Source organism: Streptomyces sp. SS7, assembly GCF_037993025.1.
Taxonomy (GTDB): Bacteria; Actinomycetota; Actinomycetes; order Streptomycetales; family Streptomycetaceae; genus Streptomyces.
The window spans coordinates 9491654-9515974 of sequence record NZ_CP141223.1 but is presented as its reverse complement, the minus strand read 5'-3'; the positions used below and the strand labels follow the sequence as shown (position 1 = coordinate 9515974).

Annotated in this window: 17 protein-coding genes and 2 pseudogenes; 12 read left to right on the top strand and 7 right to left on the bottom strand. The window is 70.9% G+C overall.

The window, feature by feature from the left end:
* Positions 1 to 21: 21 nt before the first annotated feature.
* Positions 22 to 510 (top strand): hypothetical protein, encoded by a 489-nt coding sequence (locus U5640_RS42815; RefSeq protein ID WP_340384605.1) that lies wholly within the window; start codon positions 22 to 24, stop codon positions 508 to 510.
* On the opposite strand, the gene U5640_RS42810 is transcribed toward U5640_RS42815, so the two are convergent.
* From U5640_RS42810 to U5640_RS42795, 4 genes are all read right to left on the bottom strand, one after another.
* On the bottom strand, positions 431 to 1438 hold the full coding sequence (locus U5640_RS42810; RefSeq protein ID WP_340384604.1) for a helix-turn-helix domain-containing protein: 1008 nt from the start codon (positions 1436 to 1438) through the stop codon (positions 431 to 433). The genes U5640_RS42815 and U5640_RS42810 overlap by 80 nt on opposite strands.
* Before the next feature lie 101 nt (positions 1439 to 1539).
* Entirely contained in the window at positions 1540 to 4293 is a 2754-nt protein-coding gene (locus U5640_RS42805; protein WP_340384603.1) for a bifunctional YncE family protein/alkaline phosphatase family protein, read from the bottom strand.
* Positions 4265 to 5701: an ABC transporter permease gene (locus tag U5640_RS42800; RefSeq protein WP_340384602.1), complete on the bottom strand. Its 1437-nt coding sequence runs from the start codon at positions 5699 to 5701 to the stop codon at positions 4265 to 4267. The genes U5640_RS42805 and U5640_RS42800 overlap by 29 nt, the downstream gene beginning before the upstream one ends.
* Complete coding sequence (locus U5640_RS42795; protein ID WP_340384601.1) at positions 5698 to 6639, bottom strand: ABC transporter ATP-binding protein; 942 nt, start codon at positions 6637 to 6639, stop codon at positions 5698 to 5700. Before U5640_RS42795 ends, U5640_RS42800 begins: the two co-directional genes overlap by 4 nt.
* 467 nt (positions 6640 to 7106) lie before the next feature.
* Here U5640_RS42795 and U5640_RS42790 point away from each other — a divergent pair, with 467 nt between their 5' ends.
* The 5 genes from U5640_RS42790 (at position 7107) to U5640_RS42770 (ending at position 13508) form a co-directional block, all read left to right on the top strand.
* The gene (locus U5640_RS42790; RefSeq protein WP_340384600.1) at positions 7107 to 8735 is read left to right on the top strand and encodes an IPT/TIG domain-containing protein; all 1629 of its coding nucleotides are present in this window, start codon (positions 7107 to 7109) and stop codon (positions 8733 to 8735) included.
* 345 nt (positions 8736 to 9080) lie between these two features.
* A complete protein-coding gene (locus U5640_RS42785; protein ID WP_340384599.1) occupies positions 9081 to 10133 on the top strand; it encodes a hypothetical protein in 1053 nt (350 codons plus the stop codon).
* A gap of 15 nt (positions 10134 to 10148) precedes the next feature.
* The gene (locus tag U5640_RS42780; protein ID WP_340384598.1) at positions 10149 to 11321 is read left to right on the top strand and encodes a toxic anion resistance protein; all 1173 of its coding nucleotides are present in this window, start codon (positions 10149 to 10151) and stop codon (positions 11319 to 11321) included.
* 119 nt (positions 11322 to 11440) lie between these two features.
* Positions 11441 to 12919, top strand: coding sequence for a substrate-binding domain-containing protein (locus tag U5640_RS42775; protein ID WP_340384597.1), 1479 nt, complete (start codon positions 11441 to 11443; stop codon positions 12917 to 12919).
* Positions 12906 to 13508: a hypothetical protein gene (locus U5640_RS42770; RefSeq protein ID WP_340384596.1), complete on the top strand. Its 603-nt coding sequence runs from the start codon at positions 12906 to 12908 to the stop codon at positions 13506 to 13508. Before U5640_RS42775 ends, U5640_RS42770 begins: the two co-directional genes overlap by 14 nt.
* A 201-nt stretch (positions 13509 to 13709) precedes the next feature.
* Here U5640_RS42770 and U5640_RS42765 read toward each other — a convergent pair whose 3' ends face one another.
* A complete protein-coding gene (locus U5640_RS42765; protein ID WP_340384595.1) occupies positions 13710 to 14732 on the bottom strand; it encodes a LacI family DNA-binding transcriptional regulator in 1023 nt (340 codons plus the stop codon).
* A gap of 396 nt (positions 14733 to 15128) precedes the next feature.
* Between U5640_RS42765 and U5640_RS42760 the strand changes: the two genes are divergently transcribed.
* From U5640_RS42760 to U5640_RS42745, 4 genes and pseudogenes are all read left to right on the top strand, one after another.
* Positions 15129 to 16784 (top strand): glycoside hydrolase 43 family protein, encoded by a 1656-nt coding sequence (locus U5640_RS42760; protein WP_340384594.1) that lies wholly within the window; start codon positions 15129 to 15131, stop codon positions 16782 to 16784.
* Positions 16785 to 16957: 173 nt separating this feature from the next.
* Positions 16958 to 18247 carry a glycoside hydrolase family 30 beta sandwich domain-containing protein gene (locus tag U5640_RS42755; RefSeq protein ID WP_340384593.1) on the top strand — a complete coding sequence of 430 codons (1290 nt, stop codon included), beginning with the start codon at positions 16958 to 16960 and terminating at the stop codon, positions 18245 to 18247.
* Between the two features lie 41 nt (positions 18248 to 18288).
* Positions 18289 to 19380 carry an IS630 family transposase gene (locus U5640_RS42750; protein ID WP_340384592.1) on the top strand — a complete coding sequence of 364 codons (1092 nt, stop codon included), beginning with the start codon at positions 18289 to 18291 and terminating at the stop codon, positions 19378 to 19380.
* Positions 19381 to 19415: 35 nt separating this feature from the next.
* Positions 19416 to 19910 (top strand): annotated as a pseudogene (locus tag U5640_RS42745) (NmrA family transcriptional regulator); the annotation flags it as partial.
* 652 nt (positions 19911 to 20562) lie between these two features.
* Here the strand turns inward: U5640_RS42745 and U5640_RS42740 are convergent.
* Both U5640_RS42740 and U5640_RS42735 read right to left on the bottom strand, forming a co-directional pair.
* The gene (locus U5640_RS42740; RefSeq protein ID WP_340384591.1) at positions 20563 to 20844 is read right to left on the bottom strand and encodes a hypothetical protein; all 282 of its coding nucleotides are present in this window, start codon (positions 20842 to 20844) and stop codon (positions 20563 to 20565) included.
* Positions 20845 to 20881: 37 nt separating this feature from the next.
* Positions 20882 to 22126: an MFS transporter gene (locus tag U5640_RS42735; RefSeq protein WP_340384590.1), complete on the bottom strand. Its 1245-nt coding sequence runs from the start codon at positions 22124 to 22126 to the stop codon at positions 20882 to 20884.
* Positions 22127 to 22367: 241 nt separating this feature from the next.
* On the opposite strand from U5640_RS42735, the gene U5640_RS42730 reads away from it, so the two are divergent.
* Positions 22368 to 23735 carry an MFS transporter gene (locus tag U5640_RS42730; RefSeq protein ID WP_340384589.1) on the top strand — a complete coding sequence of 456 codons (1368 nt, stop codon included), beginning with the start codon at positions 22368 to 22370 and terminating at the stop codon, positions 23733 to 23735.
* 26 nt (positions 23736 to 23761) lie between these two features.
* A pseudogene (locus tag U5640_RS42725) lies at positions 23762 to 24266 on the top strand (hypothetical protein).
* Positions 24267 to 24321: the final 55 nt, after the last annotated feature.

The window sequence follows — 24321 nt, the reverse complement described above, 5'->3', positions numbered from 1 at the left end:
ACAAGGAGGACCGTGCCCGGGGTGACCGCTCCCGACGGCCGGGTCCGCACCGTCGGGTACGCCGACGACTGCCCGGGCGGGCTGGCCGAGCGGTCGGTCGTCTGGGCGTACGGCCGTCTCAGGATTCCCCTGACCGGGGTCGGCACCGGTCGTCGTGTCGGACCCGTCGGCCGAGCGCCGGGAAGATCCCTCTCGCACACCCGCGTCTCGGTGATCGGTTCCGGCAAGCGTCCGGCGGAGATCCACCCGGTCGTGGGGGGCTACGCCGGTCTCGACACCCCCGCCGAGGTCTTCGCCGCCCTGCTCCCGAGCGGTCCCGCGGCCATCGAGCACGTCAAGATCCTGATCCGGCACGGCATCCGCACGCACGGAGTCGTCGCACCGGAGGAGGTCGCCGCACCGCCGCAGTGCAGTGCCGCACGCGGGACCGCTACTGCCTTCCGCCCGTCAGTGCCCGGTGGCGGTACTCCTTGGGAGAGAGCCCGTACTCGGCGCGGAAGGCTCGGGTGAAGTCGGAGGCGCGGGAGATGCCCCAGCGGGCGGCGACGGCGTGGATCGGCAGGGAGCACGCCGAGGGGTTCGCCAAGTCGCGGGCGGCGCCCTCCAGTCTGCGGCCGCGGATCCAGGCGGCGACGGTCTCGCCCCGCGTCTGCTGCGGGAAGATCCGGTGCAGATAGCTGAGGGAGATGTGGTGCGCGGCGGCGATCACCGGAGGGGTGAGGTCCGGATCGTGCAGGTTCTGCCGGATGAACGCCTGGATGCGCCGCACCAGGACCTGCTGGCGCGACTCCGGCTCCAAGTCGGCCTCGGTGTCGAGGACTTGTGCGCACCAGGCCGACACCAGATCCAGTACGACCCCGCCCAGGCGCGCTGCGTCCGACGGCGGGAGGGTGTCGGCCTGCCGCTCCAGACTGATGAGGAAGTCCGCCAGGAGGGCGCCGAACCCCTCCCGCGCCGACAGGCCTCGGCCCAGCAGCTCCCGCACCCGGTGCGGCGGCAGCGGGAGGAGCGCCTTGGGCAGGTCGACGCCCACGCCCGTCACGACCCGTGACCCGGTGCCGTCCGCCGGCCGGGTGCCGTAGGGGCAGAGGTCGTACGGCAGTGAGCTGTCGGTCAGGTGCAGGTCACGGGGGCCGAACGCGTCGTTCCGCCCCGCATGGTCGAGAGCGAGGCCTCCGTCGATCAGCAGGGTGAGGTGGTACAGCTCGGGGTCGGACTGGCGCACCAGCTTCGGGCTGCGCCGGTAACGCGTCGGCAGGAACGACGTCGGCCACACCATCACGGAGCCCAGTTCCATCACCCGGCTCTCGGCCCAGAAGTCGGCCGCGTGCGCACTGGTGATGTCACTGGGCGACCGCATCCGTCCGACCATCTCCCGCCAATGGTCGAACCTTTCGGAGGAAGGTACGTCCTCCGTCCGGAACACCGTCCCGATCATCCCGCCCCAACTCCGCTTTCCCTGCGCGCTTCTCCGTCCTGCGCCCCCCTTCGACATCCTCGCACGCGCAGCTCACCCTGCGGTGGCGGGGCCCCGGCCGCTCAGCCGTCGGACTCCGGGGACGGCAGGTAGGCGCCCGGTACGTCGTCCGGCGCGTAGACCTTGGTGTCGCCGGGGTACGGCTTGGTCCAGTCGTGGGTCTGGTACCAGGTGTAGCGGTTCATCTGGGCCGGGTTCGCGTAGTCGGGCACCGCCTTCGGGCCGGTCAGCCTCTGGTGCGACGCCCAGGTCTTCCACCGTGCCGCGAGCTTGCGCTGCGCCGCAGGGACGGTCACGGTGGTCGGCGCGGGTGCCGCCGCGGCGTTCTGGGCCGCCGGGGTGTCCGCGCCGCAGGAGGGCTGGGGGCTCACGCCGAGGGTCAGCGAGGTCCGGTGGGGAACCGCCGTGAACGGCGTGTCGTCGGCCTTCGGCGTGAACGCCCCGAACATCGGGGTGGCCGCGCTGTCGAGCTGGTTCATCGGATGGATGCCGAGGATCTGCTCGATCGTGCGGACCATGGTGATCTGCGAGTAGTAGTGGCTGTCGACCGCGCCGTGCCGGGCGTACGGGCTGATGACCTGGACCGGGGCGCGGTGGCCGTCGACGTGGTCGAGGCCGGCCTGGGAGTCGTCCTCGACCACGAAGATCGCCGAGTCCTTCCAGTACGCGCTGTGCGAGATCTCGTCGACCATGCGGCCGACCGCGAGGTCGTTGTCGGCGACCTCGGCGGCCGCGTTGGCGGGGCCGCCGGTGTGGTCGTTGGAGAACCAGAACATGTTCAGGTTCGCCGGGCCGTTCTTCTCGAAGTCCCGCTTCCAGATCTGTTCCTTGTAGATGTCCGGGACGCCGAGGTCGAACAGCGGGAAGCCCTGCACCGACACGTCGTTCAGGGAGGGGATCGCCGAGCCCGTCCTGATCGGGTACGCGGTGTCGGCGCCGGTCGCGGCCATGTTCCTGCTGTCGCAGTAGAGGTTCTGCCAGGTGGCGTCGGCCGGCTTGGTCTCCAGCGACTGGAACTCGCCGAAGTCCTTGACGGACTTGCCGGCCGCCTCGGCACCCGTCCAGATGAACCCGGTCTTCTGGTGGCCGAGGACGTCGTTCTCGGTGTCGTAACTGCGCGTGTACTCACCGGCCGAGGACTCGGTGTACTCGGGGTTGTCCGACTGCATCAGCCAGTTGTGACCCTCGGCGGAGTTCGTACCGATGTCGTAGAAGTTGTCGTAGAGCCCGAACTGCCGGGCCAGGGCGTGCTGGTTGGGCGTCACGTTGTCGCCGAACTGGGTCAGTGACGCGTTTCCGTTGCCCTGCGGGAGGTCGCCGAACACCTGGTCGTAGGTCCGGTTCTCCTTGACGAGCAGGAAGACGTGCTTGATCGTCGAGGGGTCGCCGAGCCGCGCGGGGACCGGCACCGGCTTGGCGTGGCCGCGGCCGCCTGCCGTCCTGACGGAGCCCGCGGTCCAGCCGTTCTGCCGGAACACCTGGGCGGTGGAGGACCTGATCACACTGTCGTTCGGCAGGGTGAAGCGCGTCAGGCTGGATGTGGTGTCGTGGGTGTTGTGGCCGGCGCTGTCGGGGCGGAGGGCGTCGACACCACGGGTGTTCGAGACGACCACCTCCTTGCCGACGGTGGTGATCTCGGACGGGAAGTAGTCCGTGGGCAGCAGGCCGACATAGCGGGCCGGCTGCTGCGGGGAGGTGTAGCGGTAGACGGCGACGGCGTTGGCACGGCCGAGCGTCACCAGCAGCCGGCCGTCGTCGGTGAGGGTCACGGCGTTCGGTTCGTAGCCGACCGAGGCCTCCGGCCACGGCTGGGTGGCGATGGTCTGGACGACCTTGCCCTTGCGCGGGTCGATGACCGACACACTGTTGTCGGCGGTGTCGGTGACGAACACCGCGCCCTTCGCCGCGTACACCGCGGTGGGGTGCAGTCCCACGGCGATGGTGCCGACGGCGGCGGACGGGTCCGCCGGGTCGATGACGCTGACCGTGCCGGTGGTGCTGGCCCCGGTGTCGGGGTTCGCCGGTACGTCGGTGCCGTAGGAGGTGATGGTGGTGTCGCCCGCCTCGGCGGCGCGGCCGCCCTCGTTGCTGACGTAGAGCCTGCCGCCGACGAGAGCGATGCCGCGCGGGGCGGTGCCCACGGTCCAGCTGCGCTCGACGGCGCCGGTCGCCGCGTCGAGGGCGACGACGCGGTTCTGGCCGTTGACCGCCGCGTACACGGTGGAGCCGTCAGGGGAGAACACCGCCGCGCCCACCAGGGCCTGCTGGGCGCCCTGGGCGGCGATCGGGACGGCGGTCGGGTCGGCGAGCGTGCCGTCCGCCTTCACGGTGAACCTGGTGTAGCCGCCCGCCTGGCCGAGCCACAGCTGCCTGCCGTCGGGCGAGTAGGTCGGGCCCTCCTGGCCGACCGAGCCACTGCTGATCCGCAGGTCGTCGGCCGCGCCGGTGCCGATGCGCTGCTTCACCTGGCCGGTCGTCAGGTCCATGATGACGAGGGAGGCGTCGCCGTCGGCGAGGGAGGCCGCGAGACGGGTGCCGTCCGGGCTGACCGTCGACGACATGATCTTGCCGTCTTCGATGACGGTGCGGGTGCCGTAGGGCTTGATGTACTGGTCGGCGGAGACCACCTGACCGCGGGAGGTGACCTGACCGACCTGCTGGGTGCCGAACCGGTACGTCGAGGCGACCGCGGTGCCGGTGACCCCGAGGGCGACGGCGATGCCTGCCGTGACCAGCGTGGTCCGGCGGCCGAGGCGTCTGCCGAAGAGGGTGACCCGCTGCGTCTCGTCAACCCGGCGCTGCCGTGTTACCTGCATGGAACTGTCCCTTCGAGGTGGTGTCCAGCAGCTCGACGTTGCCGTCGAACTGCCACAGGGGGTTCGGGGCGTCTCCGGTCGAAGTACGCACCAGGAAATAGCCGTTCACTTCCTTCGGTCCGTCGCCGTCCGCCACGAACCGCCCGTCGGAGCCGATGTCGAGCTGGTAGACGGCCGTCCCCGCGACGGGCACGCCGGGCAGATGCCAGGTGACGACGCACCGCCAGTCGTTGCCCGCGCCCTCCTGGGCACCCTGTCCGTCGCTCTTGGTGCACGCCGCCGCGGCCCGCATCTGGTCCTCGGTGACGGCGGGGCGGTGCAGCTGGGCGGTCTGCAGGCGGTAGAGGTGGGCGAAGGCCGTGGCGAGGGATCGCTGGACCTTGTCCTGTTCGATGCCGGAGCCGGCGGACGGGGTCACCAGGGCGAGCACGGCGACGGTGAGGGCGGTCAGTGCGGCGAGCGGCAGCAGCCCGAGGGTGAGCGCGCGGCGCCCCGAGCCGTCGTAGGCCGGGTTGGTGAAGTCGCGCCGCAGGAACAGCAGTCGGGCCAGCGCGGTCGCGACCAGCGCCCACACCAGGCTGACGGCGACCGCGATCAGGAGCGGGCGGAGCTGCGGCGGACCGGTGAACAGGCCGTTCCACGAGACGAAGGCGTAGCCGGGCAGGGCGAGGCGCACCGCGACGGGCAGCGGCAGCATCTGGGCGACCGACGTGGCGAGCGCGAGGAGCGGGGGCAGCAGCAGCCCCGTCGGGGACCGCCCGAGCGCGACCGATCCGAGCAGTCCGACCGTGGCGAGGGCGAGGGTCGGGGCGAGGGCGCAGGCCCAGGCGAGCAGCACCCGGCCGGCGGCGTCCCCCGGGGGCAGCAGCCGGCCGTCGAGGCCGACCAGTGGACGGGAGCCGACCGTCAGCAGCCCCCCGGCCGTGCTGGAGCAGGCCAGCCCGGCCACCAGCAGCAGGATGACGGTGAGGCTCGCCAGTGCCTTCGCAGCGAAGATCCGTCCGGGCGAGCGGACCGCGACCAGCAGATGGCGCCAGGTGCCGAGCCGGTCCTCGGAGGCGAACACGTCACCGGCGACGACCGACGCCAGCAGCGGCAGCGCCCAGGTGCCCGCGAAGCCGAGCATCACCAGCGGTCCGGCCCACCCGGTGGCATGCATCCAGCGGCCGAACAGGGTGTCCGTGGGCAGGGTGCTCTGCACGCTCACCCCGGCCGTGAAGAGCCCCGGCGCGATCCAGCAGACGAGGACCAGCAGCCGGATCCGCCATTGCGCGCACAGTTTCACCAGCTCGAAGCGGTAGCAGCGGGCAAGCGGGACACGGCGGCCGGCAGCGGCGGGTGCGGCGTCGGCGGACCCGGGACCGGTGGACTCGGCGTCGAGGGGCGCGGTGCCGGTGGGCGCGGTCATCCGCCGTTCTCCTGCCGCTCGGTGAGGGCGAGGAAGGCTGCTTCCAGCGGCGATACGACGGGGGCGAGTTCGCGCACCGCGACGCCCGACCGCACGACGGCCGCGACGAGTTCGTCGAGCGCGGGCACCGACCCGCGGACGACGGCCACCTCGGGGTCGTGCCGTGCCCCGGGGTCCTCGACGATCCGGATCCCGGCCGCGTCGGCGGCCAGCTTCCGGGTCGTCTCCGGGTCGGACGTCCGCAGCCGGTGGTCGAGTTCACGGTTCCGGGCGGCCAGCTCGCGCAGCGGGCCGGAGAAGACGACCCGTCCGGTGGCGAGGATGGTGACCTCGGCGCACACGGCGTCCAGGTCGTCCATGCGGTGGGTGGACAGCACCACGCTCGTGCCCTCGGCGGCGAGCCGGGTGAGGACACCGCGCACGTGCCGGGTGCCGACCGGGTCGAGACCGTTGGCGGGTTCGTCGAGGACGAGCAGCCGGGGCCTGGTCAGCAACGCGGCGGCCAGCCCGAGGCGTTGGCGCATCCCGAGCGAGAACCCGCGGACCTTGTCGTCGGCGACGTCGGTGAGTCCGACCTGGTCGAGGACCTCGTCGGTCCCCGCCGTCCGCGCGTCCTGGCCGCGGAGCCCATCCAGCGCGGCGAGGTTCTGCCGGGCGGTGAGCGCGGGATAGAGACCGGGCCCGTCCACGAAGCCGGCGACCCCGTCGGGACCGGCGAGCGCCCGTTCCACCGGAGCGCCCAGGATCTCCAGACGGCCGCTGTCGGGGAGGGCGAGGCCCAGCAGGAGACCGAGCAGCGTCGTCTTGCCGGCGCCGTTCGGCCCTGCCAGACCGTGTATCCGCCCCGGCACCACCTCCAGATCGACGCCGTCGAGGGCGACCACCTCGCCGAAACACTTGGTGACACCGCGAGCCCGGACGGCGGGAAGTGTGTCCATGAGTCCCTTCCTTCGCAACCGTGAAGGAACGTAGGCGGGCACACGGCACAGGCGCGGACGGCGGGTTGAACGTGCCGGGAACGGATCGTCAAGGCATCGGCAAGTGAGTCTGCGGGGAGTAAACCGGCGCGCTCGCCCTTCCTTCTGGCCGGCGTCCGGGCCCACGACGGCCTGCGCTGGGCCATGTACGTACGGCGCAGCGGCGCGAAGCGGAGCAAGGGCGAACCGTCAGAAAATCTGACGTTTTCCATGAACGTTAAGAGTATTCACGTAAGGGTATTCAACCCCTGCGCGTGTACAACTCGCCGCCCGCTTCGGCCGGGCGCTGCTCACGGTTGGCCCATCCGAGGAGCAGACATTTCCGTGCGGGAGGAATGCTCCCGCCTGTCTCAGGGAGTGTCATGGTCACCTCGACGTCGCTGTCTCAGTTGTCTGCCCCGGCGCGTGGTCTCGCGTTCGGTGCTGCCGTGTTCGGGTCGGGAACGCCGATCCCGGTCGGGTCCGAGCCGCAGGGCATCGCTCTCACGCCCGACGGAACCCGCGCCTATGTGGCCAACCGGGCCTCGAACACGGTGAGTGTGATCGATACCGCCACCGACTCGGTCACCCACACCATCCCCACCGGTGCCGGCCCGACCTTCGTGGCGGTCAGTCCGGACGGCAGTCGGGTGTACGTGAGCGTCAACACCGACGGTCTCCTCACCGTTGTCGACACCTCCTCGAACTCCGTCGTCGCGGACGTTGCCGTCGGGGCGGGGGCCTCGGTGGTGGGGGTCGCCCCGGACGGCGCCCACGCCTATGTGTCCGTGCAGAACGCGGACTTGGTGAGTGTGGTCGACACCGCCACGAACGCCGTCACCACCACCGTCCCGGTCGCAGGCGCACCGATCGGTCTGGCCGTCACACCGGACGGGGCGCGCGTCTACGTCGCGTCTCTCTTCTCCAACACGGTCAGCGTGATCGACACCGTCACCCACACCGTGACCGGCACTGTCTCCGTCGGTCTCAACCCCATCCTGGTCAGCGCCGCGCCCGACGGGGCTCACGTCTACGTGACGAACGTGGGCGACTCCACGGTGAGCGTCATCGAGACCGCCACGAACACGGTGACCGCGACCGTCGGCGTCAGCTCCCAGCCGCGCCTGGTGACGGTGAGTCCCGACAGTGCTCACGCCTTCGTGGCGAACGTCGAGCCGGACACGGTGAGCGTGATCGCCGCCGCCACCCACACGGTCGTGGAGAACATCGACGTCGGAGACGGTCCCACCTGCATCGCGATCACCCCCGGTGGGACACAGGCCTACGTGACCGACAACGCGTCGGACAGCGTGAGTGTCATGGCGACGACCGTGATCCCCGACCAGGGATCAACGGCCGGCGGCACCCGGGTGACGATCACCGGCCGCCACCTGGCCGGCGCGAGTTCCGTGCGCTTCGGCACTGCCCCGGCCGCCGTCATCGCCAACACGGACACCTCACTGACCGTCACCGCCCCTGCCGGAAGCGGCGCCGTCCCGGTGACGGTCACCACCGCGGGCGGCGCCGGAATCCTCGGAACCTTCTACTACCGGCCCCTTCCCGCCCTCACCGGCATCAGCCCCGCCGCAGGGCCCCTCGCCGGCAGCGACCAGGAGATCACCATCACCGGCCGCGACCTGGCCGGAGCCGTCGACGTGTACTTCGGGCCCCGCCGGGCCGTCATTCAGAAGGTCTCCGACACGCATCTGGCCGTCAGGACACCGGCCGGTGTCGGGACTCCTGTCGCGGGCGGTGTCACCATCACCGTGCTCACCCCCGGCGGACGCGCCGAGAGCCTGCTCTACACCTACCTCGGCACGCCCACCGTCACCGGCGTCAGCCCCGGTACGGGCCCCACCACCGGCGGTACCGAGGTGAGCATCACCGGCACCGGGCTGGCCGCCACCGACCAGGTCACCTTCAACGGCGCCCCCGCCACCTTCGCCGCCGTCTCCGACACCACGCTCATCGCCACCTCCCCGCCCAGCGGACAGGAGGGCACCTTCGACATCACCGTCACCACCCTCGGCGGCATCGCCACCGGATCCTTCACCTACGTCGCTGCACCTGCCCTCTGACCCTCCAACCCGTCCTCGGGGGCGCCCGCCGCTGCGGCGTTACGTGCCCGCTGGACTGGATCTGCGGTCCAACGCCAACGCCCTGACGGCCACAGCCGCCCCGACGGCCCCGAAGGAACCGAGCACGGTCGGCTGAACCACCCGACCGGCCCCGGTCCGCGTGCACCCGCGGCGACGCGCGGACCGGGCGCCGTGCACCGCGTCGGCTTCGCGCCCCTCAGGGGTGTTGGGCAGGGGCGTTGGGCAGGGGCGTTGCAAGGCCGGGGCTGGTGTGTCGCCGTCCGTTCACCAGGGATACCCAGGAATGTGGGGTTCCGGGAGCAGGCTCCACCTGTGAGACGAATCATGGGAATCGTCCTCGCGGCACTGCTGATGGCGGGTGTGGTGGTCGCCGTCGTCGCGGGTCGCAGCAATGAGGACAAGGGCACGGCAACGAAGACCGTGCGGATGGTGATCGGGTCGGAGAAGGCGGAGTTCTTCGCGGATCCCGACGTGGTGAAGGCCCTCGCCGCCAAGGGCTACACCGTCAAGGTCGAGACCTCCGGGTCCTGGGCCATGGAGGGGTTGAACCTCAAGGGCTACGACCTCGCGTTCCCCAGCAGCCAGGCGCCAGCCGTCGAACTCGCGGCCAAGTACAAGGTGCAGGGGACCCTCCCCCGCCCCTTCTACTCGCCCCTGGTCGTCGTGGCGCACAAGAGCGCCGCCGGGGTCCTCGCGGCCAACGGCCTGGCCACCCTGGACGCCGCGCACCGCGGCACCCTGAAGATGGCCGCCTATCTGGACGCGGCCCGCTCCGACCGGACCTGGCAGCAGCTCAAGGGCGCCGAGAAGTACGGGGAGCTGACCGGCACCCTCTACCTGTCCAGCACCGACCCGGAGACCTCCAACTCCGGCGCGCTCTATCTCGCCGCCGCCTCCTACGTCGCAGGCGGCGGCAAGGTCGTCGCGAGCACCGCCGAGGTCGACAGGACCGCGCCGCTGCTGCACAAGCTGGTCAGCGTCCAGGGCGCCCAGCAGTCCAGCACGGACGCGGCCTTCCGGGACTTCGTCAGCGGCGTCGGCAACCCGCTCGTCCTGGTCTACGAGTCGCAGGTCGCCTCCCTCCTCGCGGACGGGCAGCAGCCCGACGACCTGGTGGTCCTCTACCCGGACACCACCGTCAACAGCGACCACACCGCCGTACCGCTCACCGAGAACGGCTCCGGACTCGCCCAACTCCTGTCCACCGAAGTGGGGTTGCGCAAGCTGGAGATCCGGCACGGGTTCCGCCCGCAGGGCGTCGCCGCCGAGTTCGCCTCGGCCGGCACCTACCTCAAGCAGCAACTGACCGGCGTCCGCCAGGCGCCCGTGCCCACCTCCACGGTGCTGCACGAACTGGCGCGACGGGCGCGCGGATAAGGGGGACAGCAGCAGATGAGCACCGACAACGACTTCACCCTCACCCCGCCCGAGGCCGTCGCCGCCGTTCCGCGCGAGCGGGCCGGCGGACTCGTCCCCGTGGACGACGGCGTCCGCACCGACATGGCGGCCAAGGCAGCCGCCTACGTCGACGGACTGGCCGCCCTCGACGCCCGCTCGCCCGAGTTCGTCGGCAAGGTCGGCGAGATCACCGCGCTCGGCGCGGGCGAGATGCGCACGGCCGCCGCACAGTCCAACCGCATGCTGGAGCGGACCGTCCGCAGCCTGCCCGACAAGGGCGGCGACGCCCAGTCGAAGGTGGCCGGATCGCTGGTCGAGCTCCGCCGCGTGGTCGAGGACCTGGACCCGCGGGACCTGCCGGCGGGCAAGGGCCGCAAGTTCCTCTCCAGGCTCCCCGGCGGCAACAAGCTCCGCGACCACGTCGCCAAATACGCCTCCGCGCAGGGCACGTTGCACAAGATCGTGGGCTCGCTGCGCGGCGGCCAGGACGAACTGCGGCGCGACAACGCCGCGTTGCAGACCGAGCGGGTCCGTCTCTGGGAAACCATGGGCAAGCTCCAGGAGTACATCGTCCTGACCGACGCACTGGACATCGCCGTCGAGCAGCAGATCTCCGGCACCGAGCTCACCGACCCCGAGCGGGCCGACAGCCTGCGCGCCGACGTCCTCTTCCCGGTCCGGCAGAAGCACCAGGACCTGCTCACCCAGCTCGCGGTGTGCGCACAGGGCTACCTCGCCATGGACGTCGTCCGCCGCAACAACGACGAGCTGATCAAGGGCGTCGACCGGGCCGCCACGACCACCGTCTCCGCGCTGCGCATCTCGGTCATGCTGGCCTCCGCGCTCGACACCCAGAAGAAGGTCATCGAGCAGGTCAACGCCCTGCGCGGCACCACCGAGGACCTCATCCGGGGCAACGCGGAGATGCTGGCGACGCAGAGCGGGGAGATTCAGCGCATCGCCGCCGACCCGGCCGTCGGTGCCGAGACCCTGCGCTCCGCCTTCCAGCAGATCTACCGCACCCTCGACGCCATCGACACCTACAAGGTGCAGGCGAGTGAGGCCATGGCGGTGACCGTCGAGAACCTGACGGCCGAACTCCAGCAGGCCGGCACCTACCTGGACCGCAGCCGCTCCCGCAGCGCGCTGGAAGGCGGCCTCTCATGAGACGACCCCCCAGACCCCTTAGGCCCCTTGGTCCCCTTCGGCCCCTTAGGCCCCTTCATCCCCTTCGGCCCCTTCTCGCGCTGACCGCCCTCGCCGTCCTGCTCACCGCCTGTTCATCGGTGGCCGACGGGGACGGGAAGGACCCCGACGCACCCCGGCCCGGCACCCTCCGCGTCCTCGCCTCCAGCGAGCTGAGCGACATGGCCCCCGTGCTGGAGCAGGTCCGCAAGGACACCGGCGTCACGATCCGGCCCACCTACATGGGCACGCTCGACGCCGTGAACGTCCTGGCGAAGCCCGGCACGGACGGCAGGTACGACGCCCTGTGGCTGTCCTCCGACGACTATCTGCGGCTGCGCCCCGACGCGGCGAAGAAGATCGTCTCGGAGACGCCGATCATGTCCAGCCCGGTGGCCATCGGCGTGCGGACGGCGACCGTCGGCTCCCTCGGCTGGAAGCCCGAGCACGTCACCTGGTCGCAGATCGAACAGGCGGTCCAGGACGGCGAACTCACCTACGGCATGACGGACCCGGCGCGCTCCAACTCCGGCTTCTCCACGCTCGTCTCGGTCGCCTCGGCGCTCTCCGGAGCCCAGTCCGCGCTCACCGACGCCGATGTCGCGAAGGCGACCCCGAGGCTGAAGGAGTTCTTCAAGGGGCAGCAACTGACCTCGGGTTCGTCCGGCTGGCTGGCGAGCGCGTACGCCCGGCGCGGCGACGTCGACGCGCTCCTCAACTACGAGTCCGTGCTCAAGGGCATCCCCGGGCTCACCGTGATCCGCCCCACCGACGGTGTCGTCACCGCCGACTACCCGCTCTCCTCCCTCGCCGCGACCGACGCGACGACCCGCGACAACGTCAGGCGGGTGACCGACGCGCTGCGCACAGAGGCCGTCCAGCGGCTGATCACCGCCAAGACGCACCGCCGCCCGGTCGTCGCCTCGGTGCCGCCCGCGGCCGGACTCGACACCGCCCGCCGGCGCGAACTGCCCTTTCCCGGAACCCGGTCCGTCGCCGACGGGCTCCTCGACGCCTATGAGAACGACCTGCGCCGCCCCTCCCGGACGGTGTACGTCCTCGACACCTCCGGCTCGATGCAGGGCGACCGACTGCGCCGCCTGAAGACCGCCCTCACCGACCTGACGGGCGACTTCCGGGACCGCGAGGAGGTGACGCTGATGCCGTTCGGATCGGACGTGAAGAGCGTGCGGACGCATGTCGTCAACCCCGCCGACCCCGACGCCGGGCTCGCCGCGATCCGCAAGGACACCGAGGAACTGTCGGCCGACGGGGACACGGCCGTCTACACGTCGCTGGAGAAGGCGTACGACCACCTCGGCACCGACCGGGACGCGTTCACGTCGATCGTGCTGATGACGGACGGCGAGAACACGGCGGGCGCGAAGGCCGGTGACTTCGACGGCTTCTACAAGAGCCTCAGCGCCGAACGGCAGGACATCCCCGTCTTCCCCATCCTCTTCGGTGACTCCGACCGGGGGGAGCTGGAGCACATCGCCGAACTGACCGGCGGCCGCCTGTTCGACGCCCAGAAGGGCTCGCTGGACGGCGCCTTCGAGGAGATCCGTGGCTACCAGTAGGTTCGTCGGATTCCTGGAGTCCCGCAAGAACATCGCCGGCAGCGCGGCGGGACTGGCCGGCCTGGTCCTGACCTTCACGGGCGTCGCGGGCCCGTACTGGCCGGTCGTGGTCGTCGGTCTCTACGGCGCGGGCGCGCTGATCGCCCCGCCGGAGCGCCCCCCGCTGCCCGACTTCCCGGACCCGTCCGCCCAGCTCGACGAAGTGCGCGGCGACTTCGAACGCCTCGGCGCCTACCTCGCGGAGGTCGACCTGCCCCCGGCCGCCGCGGGCCGCCTCACCGAACTCACCGGCCTGCTGGCAGCCCTCCTCGAACCCGGCTGGGTCGCGGAGATCCTGGCCCAGGACCCGGAGGGCGTCCACACCCTGTCCAGGGTGGTGCGCCACGACGTTCCCGAGGCGGTCGACACCTTCGTACGAACGAGGTGGTGGACACGGCTGGCACCGGGCCAGGATCCCCCGGAGCGCCATCTGGAACGCCAGTTGACCCTGCTCCAGGAGGAGGCGGAGCAACTGGCGGGCGCGCTGCGGGAAACAGAGGCCAGACGCCAGGAAACCCACACGCGTTACCTGGAGGACCGCTCGCAGTAGCCGCCTCCCGGGCTGCGGGGCCGTATCGATCACAGGCTCTGGGCCTGCCGTCGTGTTCCCCGTGGCGGCCCAGCAGGCCGGTCCCGGCCGGGCTCTCGTCGAGATCCGGCTCCTGGCCGTCGCCGGGTCCCACCGCGGGCAGGGCATCGCCACCGGCTGCTCGCCTCTGCCGAGTCGGCCCTTTCCGAAAAATTTCGACTGTCAGCCCCTAAAACGAGCGGTACTCTCACGGACGACGAGTTCGGTGGCGAGTTCTTCACGCCTTCGCTCGAGCGGTCGGCCCTGGGCGAGGGCGATCACCATACCGGCGGCCGTGGCGGCCATGTCGGCGAGCGGTTGACGCACGGTGGTGAGTGGCGGGGTGAGCCACTGGCTCGGAAAGAGGTCGTCGAATCCGACGACACTCAGGTCCTCCGGAACGCGCAGCCCTGCCTCCACGGCCGCGCGGTAGACGCCGAGCGCCTGGCCGTCGTTGCCGGCGAAGACCGCGGTCGGCGGATCCGGGAGGCGCAGCAGGTCCCGGGTGTGCTTGAGGCCGTCCACGATCTGGAAGTCACCGACGCGGACGAGGGCGGTGTCGATCGGAATTCCGGCCATGTCGAGGGCGGCCCGGTAGCCGTCCAGCCTGGCCCGGCCGGCCAGGGCGTACTCCGGCCCGATGATGACGGCGATGCGCCGGTGCCCGAGCTCCAGCAGGTGCCGGGTCGCCGACAGCCCGCCGCTCCAGTTGCTCGCGCTCACCGACGGAGCGTCGGAGTCGGGATACCCGGTCGGGTCGACGAGCGCGAACGGAATGCCCCGGCTGCGCAGTTGTTCGGCCTGCTCATCGCTGGGCCCTGAGAACACCGAGACGACACCGGTCGGGCGGCGTGCCAGCACGCCCGCGACCCAGTCCTGCTCCGGGGTGTGTCTGCCCCGCAGCTCGGAAACGACCACGGCCAGCTGGTGTTCCACCGCCACGCGCTGGACACCGCGGAAGATCTCGGTCGGGTAGGGGCCTCGCACCTCGTGGAAGACCAGTTCGAGCAGGGCGGCGGGTCCCGCCGCCTTCTGCCGCCGGTACCCGTAGCGACGAATGATGTCCTCGATCAGCGAGCGGGTCGCCGGGGCCACGTCGGCCCGCCCGTTGACCACTTTGGAGACCGTGGCCACGGAGACCCCTGCGCGCTTCGCGATCTGCGCGAGGGTCAGCGGTTCGCCCTGGCGGCCGTCGTCTGAGGACATAGGGGGCAGTGTACTGGCCGGTTCCGATCCTTTCGAAACGAACTCTCCTGCCACACACGGGGGTTGACGGCGCAGGGCCACACTTCTACGGTCCTCTCACCACCACAACGATCGGTAGAACTCCCCAAAATCATTCGCTCAGGAGCCCGCAATGAAGAGGGATCTCTCTGCACGCACCGTAGTGGGAGCGCTCCCATATCTGCCTGGGGGCGCCACCCCTCGTCCTCCCTCCACGAGACGAGTTCCAGGAGGCACGACAAGCCCGCACGCCCGCCTGCAACGTACGGACGCCGGAAGTGAGCGCCCGATGGGGACGGTCCCAGCGCGCGGGGCAGCAGCCCTGCACCACGCGACGCCCCCGGCCTTCCCACCCGTCCGCGGAGAAGAGTGATCCCCATGTCCGGATCCGCGCAGCCTCACTTCCCCAGCCGCCGAGGGATACTGACCACCGCCACCGGACTGGTGGCGGGAGCCGCGATACCGCCGGCCAACGCCCAGTCGGCACACGCCGCGCTACCTCGTGCGGCGAACCAGGCGCCTCAAGCCGCGGCCGCCTCGTTCACGAATCCGGTGATCTGGCAGGACTTCGCCGACACCGACATCATCCGCGTCGGCGACACGTACTACTACTCGGCCTCGACGATGCACTACTCGCCAGGTGCGCCGATCCTGCGCTCCTACGACCTGGTCAACTGGGAGTTCGCCGGCCACTCGGTGCCACGTCTGGACTTCGGGGCCAAGTACGACCTGAACGGCGGGCGTGGCTATGTGAGGGGCATCTGGGCGTCGTCGCTGGCCTACCGTGCGAGCGACCGCACGTTCTACTGGCTGGGCCAGATCGACTTCGCCCGCACCTACATCTACACCGCCCCGTCGGTCGAGGGCCCCTGGAACCGCCACGCCGACCTGCCGAACGTCTACTACGACGCCGGGCTGCTCGTCGACACCGACAACACCCTCTACGTGGCCTACGGCAACACCCAGATCAGCGTCGCCCAACTCTCCCCGGACGGCCGCAGCCAGGTCCGGGCCCAGCAGGTGTTCTCCACCCCCGCCGGCATCGGAACCCTGGAGGGCTCCCGCTTCTACAAGATCAACGGGAACTACTACATCTTCCTCACCCGCCCGGCCAACGGGCAGTACGTCCTCAAGTCCACCTCGGGTCCCTTCGGCCCCTACACCCTGCGTCAGGTCCTCCTCAACCTGCCGGGTCCAATCTCCGGCGGCGGTGTCCCCCACCAGGGCGGACTCGTCCAGACCCAGAACGGCCAGTGGTACTACATGGCCTTCGTCGACGCCTACCCCGGCGGACGCGTCCCCGCCCTCGCCCCCGTCACCTGGACATCCGACGGCTGGCCCCAACTGCACCTCGTGAACGGCACCTGGGGCACCTCCTACACCACCCCCGACCTCCCTCCGCCACCCCGCCAGGTCGAACCCCTCACCGGCGTCGACACCTTCCAGGGGACCACCCTCAAACCCGCCTGGGAGTGGAACCACAACCCCGACAACGGCCGATGGTCCGTCAACAACGGCCTGCGCCTGACCACTGCCACCGTCACCAACGACCTCTACGCCGCGCGCAACACGGTCACCCACCGCATCCAGGGCCCCACCTCCACCGCCACCATCACCCTCGACCACGCCCAGATGCGCGACGGCGACCGAGCCGGCCTCGCCATGCTCCGCGACTCCTCCGCCTGGATCGGCCTCAAGCGCGACAACGGCACCACACGCCTGGTCATGGTCGACGGCCTGACCATGGACAGCAACTGGAACACCACCAGCACCGGCACCGAACGCGCCTCCACGCCCATCACCGGCACCCGCGTCTGGCTGCGCGCCGCCGCCGACATCCGCCCCGGCACCGGCCGCCAGGCCCGCTTCTCCTACAGCACCAACGGCACCACCTACACCACCCTCGGCCCCGCTTTCACCCTCAACAGCGCCTGGCAGTTCTTCATGGGCTACCGCTACGCCATCTTCAACCACGCCACCCAGGCACTCGGCGGCACCGTCACCGTCAGTCGCTTCGAACTGACCGCACCCTGACCGCGGTCGCCCCGCAACTGGTCCCAAGGGACATACGCGTTACCGCAGAGCTCGAGCGCGGACGCCCGACGACGCCTTCCCTCCCGACGGCATCCTTCGCGCTGCGGGCCCTCACGGCCACGCCGAGGCGCGGATCAACGCCAACGTGCAGAAGAGAAGGAGAAGGAGGAGCAATGACGTTACGTCGAAACGAATCCATGACCAGCGGACCGGGCTCCCCGAGCCGGAGGTCTGTTCTGGCGACGATGGGGGCCCTGCCGGTCCTGATGACCACGACGACGCCGTCCGCGGCGGCTGCCGCCGTGATCGTCGACCCCTCGGCGGCGCGGCAGACGATCCGGGGCTTCGGCGGCATGAACCACACCGTCTGGGTCAGCGACCTGACGCCTGCCCAGAGGGACACGGCATTCGGCAACGGCGAGGGGCAGCTGGGGTTCTCCGTGCTGAGAATCCCCGTCCACGAGGATCGCGCGAACTGGACCCGCGAGGTGGCAACGGCCCGTCGGGCGACCGAGCTCGGTGCGACCGTCATCGCGTCACCGTGGAATCCCCCCGCTCAGATGGTCGAGACCTTCGTCCACGGCAGCCAGACCGACGCGAGGCGGCTCCGGTACAACATGTACGGCGCTTATGCGCAGCACCTGAACGACTTCGTCGGGTTCATGAGGAACAACGGGGTGAACCTGTATGCCATCTCGGTGCAGAACGAGCCCGACTACGCGCACGACTGGACGTGGTGGACGCCGAGCGAGATGATCCGCTTCCTGCGGGAGAACGCCGGCTCCATCAGCACCAAGGTCATCGCTCCGGAGTCCTTCCAGTACGTGAAGAGCTTCTCGGACCCGATCCTCAACGACCCCCAGGCCCTTGCCAACCTGGACATCCTCGGGGCCCACCTCTACGGCACGCCGTACGGCAACTTCCCCTACCCCCTGTTCAAGCAACGAGGCGGGGGCAAAGAGCTCTGGATGACCGAGGTCTACCACCCCAACAGCAGCGACTCGGCCGACCTCTGGCCCCAGGCTCTCGACGTGGGAGAACACATCCACCGCGCCATGGTGGAAGGCGAGTTCCAGGCATACGTGTGGTGGTACATCCGGCGCGGCTACGGGCCCATGCGGGAAGACGGGCGCATCAGCAAGCGCGGTGCCAACATGGCGCACTTCTCGAAGTTCGTCCGCCCAGGACACGTGCGGATCGACGCGACGCCGAATCCCCAGTCGAGCGTCTACACCTCGGCGTACCGGGGCGCGGGCTCCCAGGTGGTCATCGTCGCCATCAACAAGGGGGCGTCGCCGGTGAGTCAGCCGTTCACCCTGCGAAACAACACCTCGTCCGGCGTGTCGTCCTGGTTGACGGACGCAAGCAGGAACCTCGCGCCGCAGGGCAGGGTCAACATGTCCAACGGCTCCTTCACGGGCCAGCTTCCCGCTCGAAGCGTGACGACCTTCGTGACGAGCTAGTGTCATGAGTCTTTATTTCGATACAGAAGTAGGCTGGGCTCATGGCGCGTATGGGTCGGCCGACGGTCGAGGTGGTTCTGACGGATGAGGAGCGAGAGACGCTGCTGCGCTGGTCACGGCGGGCAACGTCCTCGCAGGCTCTGGCGTTGAGGTGCCGGATCGTACTCGCGTGTGCTGATGGCGGCTCGAACACCGCGGTGGGAATGGAGCTGGGGGTCCACCCGGTCACGGTGGCCAAGTGGCGTAAGCTGTTCGCGGCCGACCGGCTCCAGGGTCTGTCGGACGAGCCGCGGCCCGGCCCGCCCCGCACGGTGAGCGACGAGAAAGTCGAGGAGGTGGTCGTGCGGACCCTGGAGACCACTCCGAAGAACGCCACGCACTGGTCGACACGGGACATGGCCGCGGCCAGCGGCCTGAGCCAGTCCACCGTCTCGCGGATCTGGCGGACCTTCGGGCTCAAACCACACCTGGTGGACACCTTCAAGCTGTCCAAGGACCCGCAGTTCATCGAGAAGGTCCGCGACGTTGTCGGCCTGTACCTGGACCCGCCCGAGCGGGCCATCGTCCTGTGCGTGGACGAGAAGTCACAGATCCAGGCGCTGGACCGGTCGGCGCCGGTGCTGCCGATGATGCCGGGCATGCCCGAGCGCCGCACCCACGACTACTTGCGCGGCGGCGTGACGACCCTGTTCGCCGCCCTGAACGCGGCCACCGGCGAGGTCATCAGCTCGCTCCACCGCCGGCACCGCGCGGTGGAGTTCAAGAAGTTCCTGGCCAAGCTGGACAAGGAGGTCCCAGACCATCTCGACGTCCACCTGATCTGCGACAACTACGCCACCCACAAGACGCCCGCGATCCAGAAGTGGCTGCTGGCCCATCCCCGGTTCCACATGCACTTCACCCCGACCAGCTCGTCCTGGCTCAACCAGGTGGAGCGCTGGTTCGCACTGCTGACGGACAAGCAGATACGGCGTGGCGTCCACAGGAACGTCCAAGCCCTGGAGAAGGACATCCGGGCCTGGATCGCCGACTGGAACGACAACCCGAGGCCCTTCGTCTGGACGAAGACCGCTGACGAGATCTTCGAACGCCTCACCGGATATCTGAATCGAATCAAAGACTCAGGACACTAGGACGTCGCTTCGCTTGCTGAACCGGCGGCGCGGCCTTCGAGGCCGCGCTCCGCGGCTCCGGCCCGGAGTGGACCGTGCTGCGCTGCGGCGGGCTGGACTCCAACGCCTTCGCCCGGGCCGAGTCGATCCGCGCCGACCGGCTGGCCGCCGCCCCGTTCGGCGACGTCGGCCTGCCGATGGTCGACCCGGCGGACGTCGCCGAGGTAGCCGCCGCCGCGCTGCTGCGGCCCGGCCACGCCGGCGCCATCTACGAGCTCACCGGCCCCACCCCGACCACCCCGCGCGAGCGGGCCGCAGCGATCGGCACCGCGCTCGGCGAGCCGGTCCGCTTCGTCGAGCGAACCCGCCAGGACGTCCGAGAGCAGATGCTCGCGTTCATGCCCGAGCCGGTGGTGGAGGGCACCCTCGCCATCCTCGGGCAGCCGCTGCCCGCCGAGTGCCGGGTGAGCCCCGACATCGCGCGGGTCCTGGGCCGTGCGCCGCGGTCCTTCGCGGACTGGGCGGCCCGCAACGCCATCGTCTTCCGCTGATCCAACGGGGGCCACACCCCTCAACTGGCGCCCCCTCGTAGTCGGCGTCGCCACCTTTGTCCTCCCTGAGGGACGCCCGCACGGCGAACGGCCCCACCGTGCTGGCCGCCGCCCACGGCGCCGCGGCCGCCGAGGCGCCGGCCGACGCCTCCGTCACCGTCCACCGATGCGCTCTCGGACGCGAGGAGAACCACGGCTTATGGGCCTTCGCCATCGTCGAGGTGCTGCCGGCCACCGTCCATCCGGGTCGAGGAACTCACCGAGCGCCGGGGACAAGCTCAAGCCGTCGCCCGTCGCCCGTCGCCCTGAGCCGGCCGGGACGTCCTCCGCCTCCGTGCGTTCCGCGTGCTCGGCGGCGTACGGTCGTCGGGGCCCACGATCCGCCGGGCGACGGCGGCCGGGCCCTCGCCGTCCTCGACGTCTGCCCCTTCGTACGTCAGGAGCAGCGAACCGTCGGCGGCGCGCACCGCGCGCGGGCGCTCCGGCGGCCTCGATCACCTCGGCGAGGCGCGGATGAGGCTCTTCGATCAGCCGCCGGTACCGCGCCTCACGGTCCCGCGTGCCCCCGTCTCCGCCCGCGCCGCAGGCGCCCGGCGCCGACGCCCCGGCCTGACGGCGATGTCGGTGCGGGGGACCACCGAGGCGCCGCGGGTCAGGCCTCCTCTGCGGACTCCTCGGTTTTCGCGGTCTCCTCCTGGGCCATGCGCAGGAAGCGCCGGATCGCCTCGGGCGCCATGTCGAGCCCCTCGGACGCGGACTTCTCGTCGCCGAACACCTGCACGGCCTCGGCGACCGCCACGGCCAGCTCGGACTCCGCCTTGCGGACCTTGGCCTCGGCCTTGTCCACCGTGTCGACCACCGAGAGCTGGCGGCGCTGCTTCTCCTGGAGCCTCTGCTTGCGGGAGAGCGTCTTGTCAGAATTCTGCACAGTCACGACCAAGATCATAAACGGGCGCGGCACACCGGGGAAATCAGCAACTCGCTTGTTCTGCCGGGGCGTTGTCGGCGCGAGCCCGTCGGGTGGGCGACACGGCGAGGGCGAGCGCCTGGGCGACCGCTCCCGCCAGTGCCGTCACCAGGGCGAAGCGAAGGCCCACCCGGTCGGCGAGGATGCCACCGAGGGGTGCGCCGACCGCGACCATGCCCCAGTTCATCGAGCGGATCGTCGCGTTCATCCGTCCGCGCAGCCGGTCCGGCGTCACCGACTGCCGGTAGCTCATCTCCACCGGGCTCTCGATGCCGATCGCCAGCGAGACGGTGAAGTAGGCGAGCGCGACGGAGGCGAGGGCCCACGGTCCGCGCTGGGCCAGGACCAGCGGCAGCCAGCCGACCGCGGCGACCACCCGGAAGACGATCAGGGTGGCGCCGACCTCCAGGCCGCGCACGATCCGGCCGGAGATCGCGCCGCCCAGTACGGCGCCGACGCCCGCGCAGGCGTAGGTGACCCCCAGGCCGAAGCTGCCGATCCTCAGCCCGTGCAGGGCGTAGACCACGAAGACCGTGCTCACCATGCTGTTGAACAGGAGCATCGCGTGCGAGGTCAGGGCGATGGACGCCAGCGTGCGATGCCGGTAGACCCAGGCCACCCCCTCGCGCAGCTCGCTGCCCACACTGCGCCGCGCACCCCGCTCGGGAACCGGATCGGGCGCCTTCACCGAGGCGAGGAACAGCCCCGACAGCAGATAGGTGAGGGCGTCCACCAGTACGGCGAGCGGCGCCCCCATGGCCTTGATCAGCGCTCCGGCGACGAGCGGACCGGTCGAGCCCGCCACCGCGCCGGCCTGTTCCACCCGGGCGTAGGCCGAGTTGAGCAGGTCCTCGGGGACCAGCCGCGGTACGTACGACTGGTGCGCCGCCTCGAACAGCAGGGACAGCACCCCGACGGCGAAGACGCACGCGCACACCGCGGGGATGCTGAGCCGGTCGAGCGCGTACAGCACGGGGATCGCACCGAGCACGACCGCCCGTCCGAGATCCGTACCGACCATCAACGGCTTGCGCCGGCAGCGGTCCACCAGCACGCCGGCCACGAGTCCGAAGAGAAGGTACGGCAGCCAGCGGGCGGCGCTGACGACGCCCACCTCCGTGGCGGACGCGCCGAGGGCCACGGCCGTGAGGACCTGAAGGGCGAGGCCCGTGATCTGGGAGCCGAAGGCGGACACCGCAGACGCGGTCCAGAAGCGGAGGTACCCGGGGACTTCCAGGAGGCGCGGCATGATCGGACCGTATCAGTGCGGGCCTTCGGCCATCCCGGACGTCAACCCCGGTGGATGTAGCCCGAGTTGAAGCTGCTCGGCAGTCTCACTGTCGTGACGGCGACAGCGATCGGGATCACCCTGGCCGCCTCGCCCGCGAACTCGCGCGTCCGCGGACGGGCTCGGCTGCCGTGCCGTCGGGGAACTGTCCCGTAGTGTGGCGAACCTGTCGGTTCTGCGCGGGCGGGATGGAGCTGAGGCCGTGACGGTCGGGGAGTCGGCCGGGCGGCGGGCATGGGCACCGCTGCTGGCCGTGTGCGCCGGGTACTTCATGGTCATCCTGGACGTGACCGTCATCAACGTGGCGGTCCCGGTGATCGGCCGCGAGCTGTCGGCCTCGCTCACCGGCATCCAGTGGACCACCGACGGATACACCCTGGTCTTCGCCGGATTCCTGCTGACGGGCGGCGCGCTGGGCGACCGGCTGGGGAACCGGCTGGTCTTCTGTCTGGGCGTGGGGGTGTTCACCGCCGCCTCGGCCGCCTGCGCCCTCGCCCCGAACGCCCCCTTCCTGGTGGTCGCCCGGCTGGTCGAGGGGCTCGGCGCGGCGCTGATCGTGCCCGGTTCGCTGGCCCTGCTCCAGCAGGCCTACCCGGCGCCCGCCGCGCGCGCCCGGGCGTTCGGGCTGTGGGGGTCGATGGCGGGCATCGCGGCGTCGGCCGGGCCGCTGCTCGGCGGGCTGCTCGTGTCCACGGTGGGCTGGCGGTGGGTGTTCCTCGTCAACCTGCCCGTCGGCGCGGCCTGCCTTGCGCTGACGCTGCGGCACGTGGCGCGCTCGCCCCGGCACCCCGCCCGGGTGATGGACTGGCCGGCGCAGTGCGCCGTCGTGGCGGCCGTGGCCCTGCTGACCGCCGCGCTCAACGAGGCCGGACGGCGCGGCTGGTCCGATCCGGTGGTGCTCGCCGGGATCGGCCTGGCGGCGCTCGCGGCCGTGGCCTTCGGGGTGCGCGAGCGGCTCGCCCGCACGCCCGTCCTGCCCCTGGACCTGCTGCGCTCCCGGGCGATCAGCGGCGGCGCCGCGATCGGTCTGCTGTTCAACTTCGCCTTCTACGGGATGGTGTTCACCGCCAGCCTCGGCTTCCAGCAGCAGCGCGGCTACAGCGCTCTGGCCACCGGGCTGGCGCTGTTCCCGGCGGTGGCGATGACCACGTTCGCCTCCATTCTGTCCGGACGACTCACCCGCCGTACCGGTGACCGTCCGCTGGTGGTCGCCGGCATGCTGACCGCCGCCGTCGGACTGGCAGGCTGGGCGGCCGCCGGAGAGGACCCCGCGTACGCGCTCCTCGTCGCCCCCATGATGGCCGCCGGCTTCGGCACGTCCTTCGCCCTCACCGGGACGACGACCACCGTCATGTCCGCCGCTCCCCCGGGCTACTCGGGAACCGCCTCCGCGTTGTTCAACACCACGCGTCAGCTCGGCAGTGCCACCGCGGTGGCGCTCGGCGGCAGTCTCCTCGCCACGGCGACGGACCCCGCCACCGGGCTGCGCGTCAGCATGGCCGTCGGCGCCCTCGCGTATCTGGTGGCCGCGGGCCTCGCACGGCTGTGCGTTCCGCCCCGGCAGGGGTGACAGCGAGGAGCCGCCACCGTACGGCCATGTCTGATCACACGGAGCTTGCGCTGCTCTTCCTGGACGTCGACGGAACCGTCCTGCCGTACGGCGGCGCGCAGCTGCCCACGACCCCACAGGGGTGGGACGCCTGGGAGGACGTGACGAACCCCCAGCTGGCGAGGATCGACCTGGGGCACGGTCCCCGGCTGCCGGCGCTCCCCCGCGTCCTGATGTGGGCCACCGCCTGGATGGCCAGGGCCAACGAGGTGACAGCGCCGCTGCTCGGACTGCCCGCGCTGCCGGTGGCGGGGCTGCCGCAGGCCCCCGTGGAGGACGAGGCGGGCGCGCCGCACTGGAAGACGCGCACCCTGGTCCGGCTGGCGGCGGGGCGGCCGTTCGTCTGGGTCGACGACGAGATCACCGATCTCGACCACGCGTGGGTATGGGCCACCACCCGGGGCGCGCCCTGCTGCACCGCGTCGACCCGGGAGCGGTCTCACGGCGTCCGACTTCGCAGCGCTGGAGGCCTGGTTGCGCAAGGACGGGTGACGGCGCCCGATCTCTTCCGGACGCACCATGTCCTTCGCGACGAGTCGCCCCTCAC